Source organism: Mesorhizobium sp. P2_C4, from assembly GCF_056404575.1.
Genome location: NZ_JBFUDT010000007.1, coordinates 261529 through 278049 on the forward strand (window position 1 = coordinate 261529; position 16521 = coordinate 278049).

At 64.5% G+C, this 16521-nt stretch carries 12 protein-coding genes; 3 read left to right on the forward strand and 9 right to left on the reverse strand.

All coding sequences use genetic code 11. From position 1 onward, the window contains the following. Nucleotides 1-241 precede the first annotated feature (241 nt). Nucleotides 242-1987 carry an adenylate/guanylate cyclase domain-containing protein gene (locus AC1DX6_RS24875; RefSeq protein WP_477318224.1) on the forward strand — a complete coding sequence of 582 codons (1746 nt, stop codon included), beginning with the start codon at nt 242-244 and terminating at the stop codon, nt 1985-1987. A 108-nt stretch (nt 1988-2095) separates the two neighbouring features. On the opposite strand, the gene AC1DX6_RS24880 is transcribed toward AC1DX6_RS24875, so the two are convergent. The 6 genes from AC1DX6_RS24880 to AC1DX6_RS24905 all read right to left on the reverse strand — a co-directional run bounded on the left by AC1DX6_RS24880 (nt 2096) and on the right by AC1DX6_RS24905 (nt 7677). Further along, entirely contained in the window at nt 2096-3253 is a 1158-nt protein-coding gene (locus AC1DX6_RS24880; protein WP_477318226.1) for a YncE family protein, read from the reverse strand. A 140-nt stretch (nt 3254-3393) separates the two neighbouring features. Next, the gene (locus tag AC1DX6_RS24885) at nt 3394-4674 is read right to left on the reverse strand and encodes a GNAT family N-acetyltransferase (protein ID WP_477318228.1); all 1281 of its coding nucleotides are present in this window, start codon (nt 4672-4674) and stop codon (nt 3394-3396) included. Next, a complete protein-coding gene (locus tag AC1DX6_RS24890) occupies nt 4674-6086 on the reverse strand; it encodes a lipopolysaccharide biosynthesis protein (RefSeq protein WP_477318230.1) in 1413 nt (470 codons plus the stop codon). The genes AC1DX6_RS24885 and AC1DX6_RS24890 overlap by 1 nt, the downstream gene beginning before the upstream one ends. Before the next feature lie 327 nt (nt 6087-6413). Further along, a complete protein-coding gene (locus AC1DX6_RS24895; RefSeq protein ID WP_477318232.1) occupies nt 6414-6914 on the reverse strand; it encodes a hypothetical protein in 501 nt (166 codons plus the stop codon). Nucleotides 6915-7091: 177 nt separating this feature from the next. Beyond that, entirely contained in the window at nt 7092-7427 is a 336-nt protein-coding gene (locus AC1DX6_RS24900) for a hypothetical protein (protein WP_477318234.1), read from the reverse strand. Beyond that, nucleotides 7405-7677, reverse strand: coding sequence for a DUF4242 domain-containing protein (locus tag AC1DX6_RS24905; RefSeq protein WP_477271053.1), 273 nt, complete (start codon nt 7675-7677; stop codon nt 7405-7407). Before AC1DX6_RS24905 ends, AC1DX6_RS24900 begins: the two co-directional genes overlap by 23 nt. A gap of 237 nt (nt 7678-7914) precedes the next feature. Here AC1DX6_RS24905 and AC1DX6_RS24910 point away from each other — a divergent pair, with 237 nt between their 5' ends. Next, nucleotides 7915-10503, forward strand: a complete 2589-nt coding sequence (locus tag AC1DX6_RS24910; protein ID WP_477318311.1) for an ATP-binding protein — start codon at nt 7915-7917, stop codon at nt 10501-10503. A gap of 98 nt (nt 10504-10601) precedes the next feature. Here the strand turns inward: AC1DX6_RS24910 and secA are convergent, their stop codons facing one another. Further along, nucleotides 10602-13334: a preprotein translocase subunit SecA gene (secA, locus tag AC1DX6_RS24915; RefSeq protein ID WP_477318236.1), complete on the reverse strand. Its 2733-nt coding sequence runs from the start codon at nt 13332-13334 to the stop codon at nt 10602-10604. Between the two features lie 251 nt (nt 13335-13585). Here secA and AC1DX6_RS24920 point away from each other — a divergent pair, with 251 nt between their 5' ends. Beyond that, on the forward strand, nt 13586-14503 hold the full coding sequence (locus AC1DX6_RS24920) for a peptidylprolyl isomerase (RefSeq protein WP_477271057.1): 918 nt from the start codon (nt 13586-13588) through the stop codon (nt 14501-14503). A gap of 58 nt (nt 14504-14561) precedes the next feature. Here AC1DX6_RS24920 and AC1DX6_RS24925 read toward each other — a convergent pair whose 3' ends face one another. Beyond that, complete coding sequence (locus AC1DX6_RS24925) at nt 14562-15155, reverse strand: TetR/AcrR family transcriptional regulator (protein ID WP_477318238.1); 594 nt, start codon at nt 15153-15155, stop codon at nt 14562-14564. An 86-nt stretch (nt 15156-15241) separates the two neighbouring features. Beyond that, nucleotides 15242-16444, reverse strand: a complete 1203-nt coding sequence (locus AC1DX6_RS24930; protein ID WP_477318239.1) for a caspase family protein — start codon at nt 16442-16444, stop codon at nt 15242-15244. Between the last annotated feature and the right edge of the window lie 77 nt (nt 16445-16521).

Genomic DNA, 16521 nt, shown 5'->3' on the forward strand with positions numbered 1-16521 from the left:
GGAGTGGCGTATCAGTGTCCCCAGAGGCTGCGTGGGCGTGTCGTCGGTTGGCTGTTGGCGCGGCGACTGGAACGCTCCACGCCTGGCAAGCGCGATAGCGAAATATCGTGAGGGCGAGGTCAAGCTGCGTTCTCCGTTCCGTATCGGCGACCGGCAGAGACTGGGAGAGATGGATACCATGCACGTGAGGCGTCTGGAAGTTGGCCGGACATGGACGCGGGGCGGCCCGCTGAGCGGTGCAATGACCACGCAGCGCCACCTCGCAGCGATCCTGGCTTGCGACGTGGTCGGCTATTCGCGCCTGACGGAGCGCGACGAACGCGGCACGCTCGAGCGGCTGAAGATCTACCGCAAGGACCTCCTCGAACCGCTGATCTCCGAGCACCAGGGTCGGATCGTCAAGCTCACCGGCGACGGCATGCTGTGCGAGTTCGCGAGCGTCGTTAACGCGGTGACCTCGGCGATGGCGATCCAGCAGGCCCTGGCAGAACACGAGGCGGAGACGCCCGAGGAAGAGCGGATTCGCTTCCGCATCGGAATCAATCTCGGCGACGTGGTCTGCGAGGAGGACGGCGACCTCTACGGCGACGGGGTTAACATCGCCGCCCGTCTCGAAAGCATCGCCGATCCCGGCACCGTGGTCGTCTCGGGCACCGCCTACGACCACCTTCAGGGCAAGCTCGACTGCGGCTTCACGCCGCTCGGCGACCTGCGCCTCAAGAACATCGAGCGACCTGTGCGCGCCTACCGCGTCGAGACCGATGCCAGCGCCTCGGTGGGCGCACCGCCTCCCCTGCCCGAAAAACCCTCGATCGCGGTTCTGCCTTTCACCAACATGAGCGGCGACCCCGACCAGGAATACTTCGCCGACGGGCTGGTGGAGGACATCATCACGGGATTGAGCCGGGTGAACTCCTTCTTCGTAATCGCCCGCAACTCGTCCTTCACCTACAAGGGCCGGGCGGTGGACCTGCGCCAGGTCGGGCGCGAGCTGGGCGTCCGCTACGTGCTCGAAGGCAGCATCCGCAAAGCAGGATCGCGGGTGCGCATCAGTGGGCAGTTGGTGGACGCGATCAGCGGACACCATATCTGGGCCGACCGCTTCGAGGGCGACGTGAGCGACATCTTCGACCTGCAGGACAAGGTGACCGAGAGCGTCGTCGGCGCTGTCGAGCCGAGCATCCGGCTGGAGCAGATCAAGCAGGCGCGCATGAAGCCGACCGACTACATCAGCGCCTACGACCTTTACCTTCGCGCGCTGCCCCGCTTCTACAGCATGACGCGCGAAGGCTTTGCCGACGTGCGCCGGCTCACCAACGAGGCGCTCAGCATCGACCCTGGCTTCAACCTGGCAAAGGGGCTTGGCGCCTATATCCGCAGCGTATCCGTGAGCCAGTGCTGGCATGAGCCCGACGATGTCCGGGTCGCCGTGCGCATGGCGCGCGAGGTACTGGCGGAAGCGCGCGACGACCCCACGAGCCTACGCTTCGCCGCGCAGGTGCTCGCCTACAGCGCGAAGGACTACGAGATGGCGTTGGGCACGATAGAACGATCCTTGCTGCTCAACCCCAATTCGGCGCAGGGCCATACGAGCAGCGGCTGGGTGAACGCACATTCCAGCCGCCCGCTCGTCGCGATCGAGCACTTTCACAGGGCAATGCGGCTGAGCCCGGTCGACCCAGAGAAGGGCATCGCGCTCTCCGGCATCGGGATGAGCTACCTGATGCTCGAGCGCTATGAGGAAGCGCTGGCATGGGGAGCACGCGCGCTGCAGGAGATGCCGAACTACGGCACCTCGCACCGGGTGGTGATCATGGCGCTGGTCAAACTCAACCGGCTGGACGAGGCGCAGGCGGCGGCGCGGCGTCTGATGGAGGCGTTCCCGATCTACACGCTCACCCTGCAGAGACAGATCAACCCGTGGCGGGACAAGGTGTTCGCCGAGCGTTACGTCGAGGCGCTGGGCATCGCCGGCGTGCCGGCGTGATCGTCGCGGTTGCAACGAAGCCCTCTCCTGCGCGTCGCGTCAGGCTAGGCGACGTCCCGAAGATCGCGGGTGATCCGGCTAAGAGCACCTTTTTCCCGTAGTGGCACCCTACCGCATATTCCCCGTATGACCTTGCGAGTACCGTCCCGGCTGCGGCCAGACTGTGAGGCCGTGCGGTTCGACGCCGACGCGGATCTTGGTTACGGCGCCTGAGGTCGTGTCGATCATGTAGACATCGCTGTCGAAGCGGCCGGCCAGCCATAGCTGTTTGCCGTCGGCGCTGACATTGCCCATGTCGGGGCTGCCGCCGCCAGGGATCGGCCATTGCGCGACGACCGAGCGGGTGGCGAAGTCGATCACCGTCACGCTACCCGGTCCGTTTGCCTTGCCCTGCTCCATCCTGTGCGAGCCGCGGTTCGAGACGTAGAGCCGCTTGCCGTCGCGGCTGACGACAAAGCCATGGGTGCCGATGCCGGTCGGGATGAAGCCGATTTCCTTGAAACTGTCACCGTCGACGAGGAAGACGCCGTCATTCATCATGTCGGCGATGTAGAAGACCTTGCCGTCGGGCGAGAGGCGGATGTCCTGCGGCATGCCCATTTTCGAGAAGTCGAGATGGCCGAGCACCTTCTGGTTCTTCAGGTCGATCTTGGCCAGCCCGCCATTGCCGTATTCGCAGGTGAAGATCGCGTAGGCGCCGTCGACCGAGAAATCGGCGTGGTTGATGCCGGGGCAGGTGGGCGTCGGCAGGCTCGACTTCAGCGCCATGGTGTGGGGATCGCGGAAATCGAGCTGCTCCAGGGCTTCATCGACGATGATGGCCGCGCTGCCGTCCGGCATGAAGTAGACGTTGTAGGGATCGTCCACGAAAATCTGCGGGCCGGGCTTGCCAGTCATCGGGTCGATCGGCGTCAGGCTGCCGTTCTTGCCGGTGCCATTGTTGGCAACCCAGAGCGTCATCAGGTCCCAGGATGGCACGACGTGCTGCGGTTTGCTGCCGACCGAGAACCTGTCGACTTCCTTCAGGGTCATGGTGTCGATCACCGTGACGCTGTTGGAGGAGCGGTTGGGCACATAGACGCGCGGCAGCGCGCCCAGTGTGGCCGGGCCGAGATGGCCGGCGGCGGTGTGGCGGTAGATGTTGACGGGCGGCGGGGGCTCGCTGCAATCCTCGGGACAGGTATCGGCCCAGGCTCTAACGGGCAGCAGTGCAAGCAGCAGGAAGGCCGCACGGGGACCGGCGCTATGAAAAAAGGTTCTGATCATCAGGATGGCTTGTCGTGGAGGCCGGCCGAAATTGCCGGCGCGACCCATAGCTTGTGTCTTGCCGCTGATCCAGCGCCTTTTCAGCGGCCTCCGTGTATGGTTGAGAGCCGAATTGCCTGGGTTGGAAGACCACTTCTGGCCTACCGCCGCCCGAGCAGGCTCTTCATGCGGTTGCGCAGGATGCGCGCCATGTTGCGGGTCTCGCGGTAGAGATGCAGCTGCGAGGCCGCCTGGCGGGCGAGGCGGTCGGCGTCCGGCGTCAACCCGATGACCAGCGAGCCGACCGGCCTGCGCTCGCTCCATAGCCGGCTCATCACCGGATGGTCGGGCACGGCGCAGGAATCGGTCATCATGATGTTGGGATCGTCGAGATGCTGCCGGGTCACCTCGATCATCAAGAGCGTGCCCGGCGAATAGGCGGAAAGCGTCTCGTCATAGGCGGTCTTCCAGGTGTAGGCGACGCCGGCTTCGACCAAGACGATCAGGCAAGCGATGGTGCGGCCGTCGAGCGTCAGCGAATGGATGCGGCACAGATCGTGTTCGGCCAGCCGGTGCACGGCCTCGCGGGCGAAGGCGGCGCGGTAGCGGTCGATGGCCATGGCGGTGCGCTCGCGGCCTTTCCAGCCGGCGGCCTCGAGCGTCAGGAAGCTTTCGATGGCGTGGCGGATCTCGTCCGGTCCGCGCGCCACCACATGCTCCAGTTTGCCAAGATCGGCGAGGCGCCGCTTCAGCCGGCGGAACTCGCGGTAATGGTGCGAACGTAATGAGGCCTTGAGGTAGGCGTCGCCATCGAGCTCGCTTTCAAGGAACGGGCGGTCGGCCTTGCCGGTGGTGACCATCGTCAGGCCGCGCGTCTCGGCGACGCTGGCGAGCAGGCTTGCCACGGCGCCGTCGAGCCGCATGTCGGGCAGCACGAAGACCTTCGGCAGCTTCAGATGCGGCCGCGACAGCATCGCGAAGAAATCCTCGACGACGCCGACCGGATCGTCGCGGTCGATCAGCGGCGTGCCGATCGGACCGAACGGGCTCGACCAGGTGCGCATGACCGGGACGCCGAGCGGCACCGCCGGCTTTTCCACCGAGAACGGCACCAGCAGGCGCAGGCGGTTGCGGTATTCGTCGCCGTCGCGGATGACGGCCAGCCGCACTTCGCGGTCTTCCAGCCGGGGCATTGCCGGCGCCAGGAAGCGCGGGTTGAAGAAGACGTTGGGCTCGATGGTGCGGGTGCAGAGATAGTCCAGTTCCTCGACCAGGTCGAAGCCGGCGGAGGCCGGATAGATCGCCAACTTCCGCTGCGGCCGGTTGTTGGCCAGGATTTCGAGATGGGCAGGATCGGCGTCGCGCTGCAGCCCGGCAAGGCCGGACACCATGGCGCCGGCCGGGCCGCCGCTGGTTTCCTCGAGCAGGGGGGTGGCGGCCATCAGGCGTCTCCCCTGGCGGCCGGCACGGCGGGCACGAAGATGAGCATGACGATGCCGAGCTTGCGCCAGACCGTGAAGGACAGCGCGCTGGCCTCGAAGATCATGGCGAAGCTGGTGGCGATCGCCGCGCCCCACAGGCCAAACAGCGGGATCAGCACGACGTTGAGGCCGATGTTGAGGGCGAGCGTCATGGCATAGACGGCGGCGCAGATGTTCTGGTTGCCGCTCATTGTCAGCAGGCTTTCGCAGGGGCCGACGGCGGCGCGGGCGACGACGCCGAAGACCAGCAGGAACAGCAGCGGATAGCCTGCGGTGAATTCAGGGCCGAACAGCACCAGCATCGGCCAGCCCAGCGCCAGCACTAACAGCGCCATCAGCAGCGACGGCCAGAAGGTCCACGACACCGTCTCGCGCGCGAAGGCGGCGAGCTTGTCGGGGTCGCCATGGGTGAACTGCGCGTAGCGCTGGGCGACGCCGGCCTTGACGGCGAAGTAGACGAAATGCACCAGCGCCAGCGTCTTGACGGTGGCGAAGTAGACGGCGACGTCGTTGGGGTCGAGGTAGGCGCCGACCATCAGCACGTCCGCATTGGTGAGCAGGAAGAAGAAGCTCTCGACCAGGAAGATCGGCAGCGAGACGATGAACCATTGCGCGAAATGCACCTTCATCGGCCCGGCCGGGATTTTCTTGTCCATGCGCGTGGTGACGCCGATCAGCTGCGCCAGCGTGGTGGCGTAGGTGGCGGCGATCGAGGCGAAGATCGCGGTCCTGGCGTCGGGGGCGTAGCCGACCATCAGCATCAGCGCCATCAGCGCCAGGATGAGAACGGGCCGCACCAGATAGGTCGGCGACAACGCAAACAGCGCCCATGAATTGGCCCGCGACAGCCCCTGCAAAAGGTCGCCCATGGCGATCATCGGCAGGCAGATGACGCCGAGGATGAACGGCACGACATAGTAGTTTTCGATAAACGGCGAAAACAGCCAGACGCCAAGCGCGCCGAGACCTGCGAACAGCGTCGAGGCGACCAGCACGAACAGGCGGCTGGCCACCACGATGCCGCGCAATTCGTCCATCATGCCGCGCTCGCGGTATTCGGGGATGAAGCGGATGACAGAGGTGTGAAAGCCGAGGCAGGCGAGGTTGCCGACGATGACCATCGTCACCCAGACGAGGACGAAAATGCCGTATTCGAACGAGCCCATCCAGCGCGCCATCAGCACCTGGCTGACGAAAGCGATGACAGCGCTGATGATGCGGATTGAAAAGGCGATGATCGACATGCGGCCGGCTTCGCCGCGTTCGTCGGCGGTGAACAGCACGGCATCGATGCGGCCAAGCAGCGGCCTTATGCGCAGCGCCAAGCGCTGCGGCAAAAACCGGCCGGCTGTCGTCGCCGCGGAAAAGCGCACCCCGATTTCACTCCGTTTTCCGCCTCTTTTCTGGGTTTGGTGTAGCCAAAACACATTAAGAAAGCGTGGGCGGAGAGAGCCCTTCTCCCCGTCGCTATACGGGGAGAAGGTGCCGGCAGGCGGATGAGGGGCAGCGCAAGCTTTCGGGGATTTGCGCTGATACCCTCAAGTCAGGGAAATGATTCAGAGAGGGGGGCATTTGTGGGGGGTATGGCAGTAAAGCCGCGGGAGATCGGCCAATGGCCAACCCCCGGCGCCGCCCCTCATCCGGCCCTTCGGGCCACCTTCTCCCCGTATAGTGACGGGGAGAAGGAAGAAGCGCTCGCCTTACATCCCCTTCATCGCCTCGCAGGACACGTTCGGGTTCATGTCGGCGAAAGTACCGGTCGGGTTCGGTTTCCAGGCCCAGACATGCAGTTCGTAGAACGGGCCGAGGCCATAGCGGTTGGGGGCGCTGTTGAAGTTGAACAGCTGTCCGCCAAGCGAGGCCGGGCCTTTCGAGGTGATGTATTCGACCGCTACCAGCTTCAGTGTTCCGTCGGCCATCGGCTCGTACATCACCGCCTCGGGCTTGGCGACATCGACCGCGTCGTCCTTGAGGTAAGTGGGATTGACGTAATGGATGCCCATGGCGCCGCCGGTGATGCCGCTGGCGCAAGGGATCGGCGCGTAGCCTTCGGCGGTCGCCGCCGACACGTTTGCGAAGCGGTCGTTGGCTGTGCGCACCATTTCGGCCAGCATGTTGGCGTCGTGGGCGTGGGCGGCTGTGGCCGCCATTGACAGGACTGCGAGGGCGGCGAAGCGCCCGGTCCAAAGCGTTTTGGTCATGATCTTTCCGTTCATTGTTGATGACGCGACAGGACGACCGGCGGTCAGGCCGGGCGTGTTGCAACCTTGCGGCGTCTGGTTTGCAATCCGGAACGGACCGCCCGTCCGGTTTGTTCAGGCCAGGCGGCCTTTGCGGTTTTCAGAAATGTCTTTGCCGTTCAAAATGGCTTTGCGAAATCAGTGGTCCCACCAGTAATATTGCCAGTATTCCCGCTGGATATCGCGCTCCGACAGGCCGACGTCGCGCCTCAGATAATCGTCTTCCGGGGGCAATCGCCGCCTGCCAAACAGATGCGAAGGCAGGTTCGTCGCGAACCGCCATAGACGGCCGAGCAGGGAGGTTGCCTGGTCTCCCACGACAGGCGCGGCTTCACCGACCGGCAGGCCAGCAAGCAGGTCGCCATCGCCGCGAAGGGCAGTTTGATGCTCATTGATTTGCCGATCATTTGGGATTTGCCGATCGTTCGGGATTTGCCGGGCGTTTTGGGATTCAACGGTAAAAGTAAGGGTCAAGAACCCGCACCTCCATGATCTTGTCGACCGGCAGCGAATTCTTGTGGGCGGCGCTGCGGATCGCCTCGGGCGAGGGGCCGTCATAGATGCAGAAGCTGTGCTTCTTGTCGGGTGTCACGAAGGACTGCACCCAGGTGACACCTTTTTCGGCGTTGCGCATGACGACGCCGCCGAGCGCATCGGCGCCGATTTCGGTCATCGGCACGTTGAGCCCGTCCGGAAATGTACGTTCCACCACATAGCGAGGCATGGGAAGTTCCTCTTCTCGTCAATTCACGCTCGGTCCGAGCGCGGCAGGACAATGATCACGTCCGGCAAGAGCGCACATCGGAGCCATTCCCTATTTTTGGCGGGACGATTCCCTATGTTGGCGACGTTATTTGTGGAGAGAGTCACTGGAATGTGTGCAAAGTCACATTGCAGCGCTTTCGCCCAGGGCTATCGTGGCGGCAGCCGCGACGGTGGCCGATCTCACGAGAGAATGACAATGCTTCTGGAACGGCAGACACAGCTGGAGCAACTGGACGGCCTTCTCATGGAGGCTGGCCGTGGCCGTGGCCGGGTGGCGGCGCTGGCGGGCGAGGCGGGCGCCGGCAAGACGTCGCTGGTCGAGGCCTTCATCGAACGCGCGGGGCAAGGCACACGCATCCTGCGCAGCGCCTGCGAGGATCTGTCGATACCCGATCCGCTGGGGCCGCTCTATGATCTTGCCCGGGAGGCGCATTGGGCGCTGCCGCAGGCGATCGACCACCGGCAAGGACAGAGGCTGCCGCTGTTTTCCGATGCGCTGGAGATCTTCGAGACCAGGACGCAGCCAAGCCTGCTGGTGATCGAGGATTTGCACTGGGCCGACGACGCGACGCTGGATTTCGTCCGCTTTCTCGGCCGGCGCATTGTCAACACCCACATCCTGCTTCTGGTGACGGCGCGCAACGACCGCAGCGAGGCGCAGATGCGCGTGCGGCGGGCGCTGGGCGAAATCCCGGCGGGCAATGTCGCGCGCATCGACGTGCCGCTGCTCAGCGAGGCGGCCGTGCTGTCGCTGGCCGATGCGGCGGGCCGCGATGGCGACGCCATTTATCGGGCGACAGCCGGCAATGCGTTTTTCGTTACCGAACTGCTGTGCGCCGAAAATGCAACGACGCCGCCGGCCAGCGTGCGCGACGCCGTGCTGGCGCGGGCCGAGCGGCTGTCGGCCGGCGCTCGCTCGATGCTCGACGCGGTGTCGGTCTTTCCAAGGCGCGCCGATGCGTGGGCATTGCAGGGCCTGTGCGGCGTCGCCAGCGCCGGGCAGTTGGCGGAATGCGTCTCCGCCGGCCTGCTGGACGATATGGGCGACGGCTATGCCTTCCGCCACGAGATCGCCCGCCGGGCCGTCGAAATGATGCTGACGACGAGCCACAGGCGGCAATTCAACCAGCGCGCTCTGGCTGCGCTGCTCGAAAACAGCGAGGTCTCCGCCGGCCGCCTCGTGCATCACGCGGTGGAGGCGCACAATCTGGAGGCTGTGCGCGAACTGGCGCCGATCGCCGCGCGCGAGGCCTCCCGCGTCGGCGCGCATCGCGATGCCGCCGGCTACTATGAGGTCGCCCTGCGCCATGCCGACAACCTGCCGGCAATGGAGCGCGCAGTGCTCTACGAGAAACATGCCTTCGAGTGCCATCTCATCGGCCAGATCGAAGAGGCCATCGAGGCGCAGGGCCAGGCGCGCCTCCTGCATCAGGCTCAAGGCAACAGAGCGAAGGAAGGCGATAGCCTGAGATGGCTGTCACGCTTTGCCTATCTGATGGGCGACCGCAAGGCTGCCGACGTCTTCGGCGAGCAGGCGGTGGCATTGCTGGAAACCGTGCCGGCCGGCGCCGAACTCGCCATGGCCTACTCCAACCTGTCGCAACTGGCGATGCTGGCCGAGAGGCTGGACGAGGCGCTGCGGCTGGGCGAAAAGGCGGTGACGCTTGCCGAGCGCATGAACCGGCCCGACATCGTCTGCCACGCGCTCAACAATCTCGGCAGCGCCGGGCAGTGGCTGGATCTGGCGGCGGGGCGGCTGCACCTTGCCCGCAGCCTGGAGATCGCGCTCGAACAGAATTTTCAGGAGCATGCGGCGCGCGCCTTCACCAACAGCGCCTGCAGCGAGATGAACCAGCTTGGCTTCGATGCGGCGCAGTCCTTCCTCGATCGCGGCATCAACTATTGCGTCGAAAACGATCTCGTCACCTGGCGCGACTATATGCGCGGCGTGCTGGCGCAATTGCTGCTGCGCCAGGGCCAGTGGGAAGAGGCCGCCGCCGAGGCGCTCGATGTGCTGTCCAACGACCATGCGACCATGCTGGTGCGCTATCCCGCACTGATTGCACTGGTGAAACTCAGGATCCGGCGCGGCGATCCCTCGGCCGAACCGCTGTTCCAGGAGATGAAACAGTTCCTGGAAAAGGGCACCGAGCTGCAGCGGCTGGCGCCCTATGCTTGTGTGATGGCCGAGCAGGCATGGCTCGGGCAAGGCGACAGAGATGAGGCGCTGCGGCTAATCGATCTTGCCGACAGCCTGTCGCCGACACGGGCGGTTTTCAGCGAGCTGGCGACATGGCGCCAGAAGCTGGCTCCGCATAGTCACCCCGGCGATACGTCAGGCATGGCCGCGCCCTACCAGCTGCTTCTGGCCGGCGACTGGCAAGCGGCGGCGGCGCTTTGGGCCGAGCTCAACGCGCCCTATGAACGCGGGCTTGCACTCGCCCAGGGCGACGAGGAGGCGCAGCGCGCGGCGCTGGAGATTTTCGAAAACCTTGGCGCCAGACCTGTGGCCCAGCATGTGCGCGAAACGATGCGGCGCAACGGCGTCAATCATATCGCCAGGGGGCCTCGCCGCACGACGCGCGAAAACCAGGCCGGTCTCACCCAGCGCCAAATGGAAGTGCTGCAGCTGATCGAGCGCGGTTTTTCCAACAAGCGGATTGCCGAGCAGCTGACCATTTCACCGAAAACTGTCGATCACCATGTCTCGGCGGTGTTGGGCAAGCTGGAGGCCGTTTCGCGCGGCGAGGCGACCGCGGCGGCGCGCGATTCGGGGCTGCTTTGAGGTCAACGAGCCAGAGTTAGCGAGGGGCAGCGCTGCCCCTCATCCGCCCTTCGGGCACCTTCTCCCCGTATAGGGACGGGGAGAAGGAAAGAGTGCGCCTAAGCGAACGCCCCGTGGCAATGCTTGTATTTCTTGCCGGAGCCGCAGGGGCAGGCTTCGTTGCGACCGACCTTGCCCCAAGTCGCCTGGTTGTTGGGATCGCGATCTTCGGGGGCGACGATGGCGTTCTGTTCCTGACGGACCAGAAGCGCGGTCTCGCCGCCTTCGAAGTCGTTCTCGCCGGTGGTGCCGTCGATGTGGGTGCCGAACATCTCCGGCGCTTCCGGCGGCGGGGCTTCGGCGGCTTGGCGGACCAGTTCGACGCGCATCAACTGCGCGGTGACGGCTTGGCGCAGATTGCCCAGCATCGCCTGGAACAGTTCGAACGCCTCGCCCTTGTATTCCTGCAGCGGGTCGCGCTGGGCGTAGCCGCGGAAGCCGACGACCGAGCGCAGGTGGTCGAGATTGACGATGTGTTCGCGCCACAGGTGGTCGAGCGTCTGCAGCACCACCGAGCGCTCGACATAGGTCATCACGTCCGGACCAAAACGGTCGGCGCGTTCCTTGGCGGCGGTGTCGGCGGCCTCGGTGATGCGCTCGCGGATGTCGTCTTCGGCGATGCCCTCTTCCTTGACCCAGTCCTCGATCGGCAAGTCGAGGTTGAGGAATTCGGCGACCTCGGCCTTGAGGCCGGCGGCATTCCACTGCTCGGCATAGGCGTTTTCAGGGATGGCCTTGGCGACGATCTCGTCGATGACGCCTTCGCGCATCTCGGCGATGATTTCGGTCAGGCCCTCGCCGTCCATGAGTTCGATGCGCTGCTCGAACACCACCTTGCGCTGGTCGTTCGACACGTCGTCGTACTTCAGGAGATTCTTGCGGATGTCGAAGTTGCGGGCTTCGACCTTCTTTTGCGCCTTTTCCAGCGCCTTGTTGATCCATGGATGGATAATCGCCTCGTCTTCCTTGAGGCCAAGCTTCTGCAGCATGCCGTCCATGCGCTCGGAACCGAAGATGCGCATCAGATCATCCTGCAGCGACAGGAAGAACTTCGAGCGGCCGGGATCGCCCTGGCGACCGGAGCGGCCGCGCAGCTGGTTGTCGATGCGGCGTGATTCGTGACGTTCGGTGGCCAGCACATAGAGGCCGCCGGCGGCAAGCGCCTTTTCCTTGAGACGGGCGATATCCTCGCGGATTGCCTTTTCCATGGCCTCGCGCTCGGGGCCTTCCGGCATGTCGCCAAGCTCGTCGGCGATGCGCATCTCGGCGTTGCCGCCGAGCTGGATGTCGGTGCCGCGGCCGGCCATGTTGGTGGCGATGGTGATGACGCCGGGCTTGCCGGCCTGGGCGACAATCGCCGCCTCGCGCTCGTGGTGGCGGGCGTTCAGCACTTCGAAATTCTTGAAGCCTTCCTTGCGCAGGCGCTCGGCCAGCTGCTCGGATTTCTCGATGGACGTCGTGCCGACCAGCGTCGGCTGGCCCTTGGCACTGGCTTCGCGGATCTCCTTGACGATCGCCTTGTATTTTTCCTCGACCGTCCGGTAGACCTCGTCGTCCTCGTCCTTGCGGATGACCGGTAAATTGGTCGGGATCTCGGTGACGTCGAGGTTGTAAATGTTGCCGAATTCCTCGGCCTCGGTCAGCGCCGTGCCGGTCATGCCGGCGAGCTTCTTGTAGAGGCGGAAATAGTTCTGGAAGGTGACGGAGGCCAGCGTCTGGTTCTCCGGCTGGATCGCCACATGCTCCTTGGCTTCGAGCGCCTGGTGCAGGCCTTCCGAATAGCGGCGGCCCGGCATCATGCGGCCGGTGAACTCGTCGATGATGACGATCTCGCCGTTGCGGACGATGTAATCCTTGTCCCTCTGGAACAGCCGGTGCGCCTTCAGCGCATTGTTGACGTGGTGGACGATGGCGACGTTCTCGACGTCGTAGAGCGACTCGCCCTTGAGCAGGTCGGCATCGCGCAGCAGGTTCTCCAGCTTCTCGGTGCCTTCCTCGGTGAAGATCGAGGTCTTCTGCTTCTCGTCGATCTCATAATCCTGCGGCTGCAGCTGGATGATGAAGGTGTCGATGGTGTTGTACATTTCCGAACGGTCCTCGAGCGGACCGGAAATGATCAGCGGTGTGCGCGCCTCGTCGACCAGGATGGAATCGACTTCGTCGACGATCGCGTAATTGTGTCCGCGCTGCACCATCTGGGCGCGCTCGTACTTCATATTATCGCGCAGATAGTCGAAGCCGAGCTCGTTGTTGGTGGCGTAGGTGACGTCGGCGGCGTAGGCGACGCGGCGCTCCTCGTCGGAGAGGCCGTGGACGATGACGCCGACCGAGAGGCCGAGGAATTTGTAGACGCGGCCCATCCATTCGGAGTCGCGGGTGGCCAGGTAGTCGTTGACGGTAACGACGTGGACGCCGTTGCCGGCCAGCGCATTGAGGTAGACGGGCAGCGTGGCGACCAGGGTCTTGCCCTCGCCGGTGCGCATCTCGGCAATGCCGCCATTGTGCAGCACCATGCCGCCGATCAACTGCACGTCGAACGGGCGCATGCCGAGCACGCGGCGTGCCGCCTCACGCGCGGTGGCGAAGGCTGGCACCAAAAGGTCATCGAGGCTGGCGCCGTTGGCGATGTCCTGGCGGAATTTGTCGGTGCGCCCGACAAGCTCGGCGTCGGAGAGCGCCCGCATCTCGTTTTCCATGGCGTTGATCGCCTCGACACGGGGCCGGGTCGCCTTGACACGGCGATCGTTTGAGGAGCCGAAAACCTTACGGGCGAGACCGCCGAGACTGACCATCCAATGGTCCTTTCGATAGAATTCTCAATCTTGAGACGGGTGCCGGCCGGCCCCATCACATCCGCGTGATACGCAGACGAACACAAAAAGCGCCCGGAAAACGGTTCTGGACGCAAAGTCGTTGGACAGATAAGAGGGGGCTCAACTGATGTCAACGCCGCGCTCGCCCTGCGGGTCGCGCCAAATTCCGCCACAATCAGGCTGATCTGCAAGCCCTTCCCGCTCTCGCAATCCCCATTGGAGTTATCTTGATGTCCTTATTGTTCCGCCGCGCGTCGCTCGCCAGCCTTGGTCTGGCTTTCGGCCTGTCGGCTCTCTCCGTGTCGCCGCTGATGGCGGAAGATGCCGCCCCGGCGCAGCCGGCAGCCGCAGCACCCGCGGCCGCGCCGGTCGATCCGAACGCCGTTGTCGCCACCATCAACGGCCAGACGCTGACCGAGGCGGACCTTGTGCTTGCTGAAGGCGAGCTGTCGCAGCAATTCGCCCAGCTTCCGCCCGAACAGCGCCGCGCCGCTGCCCTTTCGGCGGCCATCGAGATCCGCGTCATGGCCGCCCAGGCGGTCACCACCGGCCTCGACAAGGACCCGGATTTCCAGCGCCGCATGGCCTTCCTGCAGCAGCGTGCCTTGCATGGCGAGCTGGTCGAGAAGGGCGTCGTCAACAAGGTCACCGACGCCGAGGTTCGCGCCCGCTACGACCAGGAAATCGCCAACACCCCGCCGGTCAATGAGGTCCATGCCCGTCACATCCTCGTGAAGACGAAGGAAGAGGCCGAGGCGATCATCAAGCAGCTCGACGGCGGGGCCGATTTCCAGAAGCTTGCCAACGAGCACACCAGCGACCCCTCGGGCAAGACCAGCGGCGGCGATCTCGGTTGGTTCGGACCTGGCCAGATGGTGCCGGAGTTCGACAAGGCCGCCTTCGCGCTCGAGGTCGGCAAATACACCAAGGAGCCGGTGCAGTCGCAGTTCGGCTGGCACGTCATCAAGGTCGAGGACAAGCGCGTCAAGCAGCCGCCGGCGTTCGACGACGTCAAGGATCAGGCCAAGCAGGCGGTCATCCGCGACAAGTATTTTGCGCTGGTCAAGACGCTGCGCGCCGCGGCCAAGGTCGAGATTCCCGACGCGAACCTGAAAAAGGCGGTCGATACGCTGGAAAGCGCCAAGTAGGCCTGAAAGACTTTGTAGTGGGGCGCGGCAGTCAAGGGTTGCCGCGCCCTTTTGCTTTCTAGCGGACGGCTATGCCGTGCATCACGTAGCGGACCGCCTTGCGTATCGTGGCTTCGTCTTCGTCAAGGCGATCGGTCAAAAGATGCGTCCAGGCGAACGAGGCGATCAGGTCGGCGACGAGCTCGGCATTGACATCGGCCGCAACCTCGCCGCGCGCCTTGGCGCGTTCGATCATCTGGCCGGTATGGGCGCGGCGCCCTTTCGCATAGTCGGCAAGGGCCACGGCCGCGGTTGGATCCGACTGCGCTTCGGCGACAAGCGACCTGAACACGCTGCCCGACGATGTCTGGCGCCAGTGCGAGAACAGGTTTTTCAGGAAACCGACTAGGTCTTCCTCCAGATTGCCGGTGTCGGGAGTGTCGACGCGCTTGCCCCGCTGGTAGACTTCGAGCAGCAAGGCGGCCTTGCTCGGCCACCACCGGTAGATCGTGGGTTTTCCCGCACGCGCCCGCCGCGCCACGGCCTCGATCGAAAAGCCGGCATAGCCGGCCTCGACCAGCACCGCTTCGGCGGCATCGAGAATGGCGCCGGCGCTGTCCGGGTTGCGCCGCGCGCCGATCGATTTGCGGCCGGGATACGCATCTTCACCCATCTGTCTGTTTCCCGAGGACCATTCTGCGGGGATCATACAGAGACTCTTGATGGAACGAAACGATCCGTTCTATCCCCAGCCTGCGCCTATTTCATCGCTTCGGATGTTTCCGATGCGATGCGCCATTGCCCATCGGCCTTGACGAGTCCGAGCGTAACCCGCGCCTTGCCTGTCAGCCGCGCTGCCGCTTTGTCCTTCGGCACATAGCCGTAAGTCATGGCGAAAACCGCGTCGGCGCTGTCTTCGCCATGCGGCGTCACCTCGAGGCTGCCGGGCTCGAGATCGAACGACCATGATGCAAATTGCGCGAACCAGTCGGTCTTGACCTTGATGAGGGCGTCCGTGTCATAGCGGGTGCCGAAAATGGTGGCGGAGGGACTGTAGAGCCGCTTGACGGTTTCGCTCATCGCTTTGGTATCGGGCGCCAGATAGTCATGGCGCAGGAAAGCCTCGATCGAGCCCTTGTCGCCGACAGAACGCTCCAGCGCCGCAACCTTGGTTTCGGGCGCGGGGCCGACAGCCGGCTTTATGTCCGCGATAGGTTCTCCGCCGGGCACGAATTCGAAGCGTTCGAGCAGCGAGCCTTGCTCCCAGGGGCGCTGGCCCTCGCGTGTTTCGGAGACCACGTCGCGGCGCACCGCGATCATCATGTCGTTGATGCTTTGGCCGGGTTCGGCGATGTGCCGCAGGAGTGCCGCGGCGAAGGGCGAATTGCGCCCGGTGCCGTCCATGGCGACGGCGCCGGGCGCGGTCGAGAAGGCGATGAACGAGCCGCGCGTCGAATCGAACTGCGCCAGGCCGGCAAGGGCCGTTGCCGATCGCGTGGTGGCCGTGCGGCTCAGGCTGCGCGCAAACGGATTGTTGCGGCAGGCATCGAGGAACACCAGGCTGACCTTGGTCTGCTGTTCCATGATGTCGAGAACTTCGTCGATCGGCACGGCTTCGAGTTGAAGCTTGACCGGCATGTCGAGCCTGGCGTCGACCGGGACGATGTAGTTGCGCCCTTCGACCTGCAGGCCATGGCCGGCATAGTAGAAAAGCCCGACACCGGCGCCTTCCAGCGCGTCGGAAAATTCGCCGATCTTGCGTTCAAGGTCGCGCTTGCCGAGATCGTTGCCTTCGATGACCTCGAAACCGATTGAGCGCAGCTTGCCGGCAATGTCGAGAGCGTCGTTGACCGGATTGGTCAAGGTGCCGGCCTCGGCATAGGTGCCGTTGCCGATGACCAGCGCCACGCGCTTTTCCGGCTGCGCATCGGCGCTCAGGAGCAGAAGCCCCAGAAACGCCATCGCTAAAATCACCAACCTGCCCATGGCCGATCATAACGTGAGAGGCCTCGCCGACGCCAACGGATTTGAAATGCAAG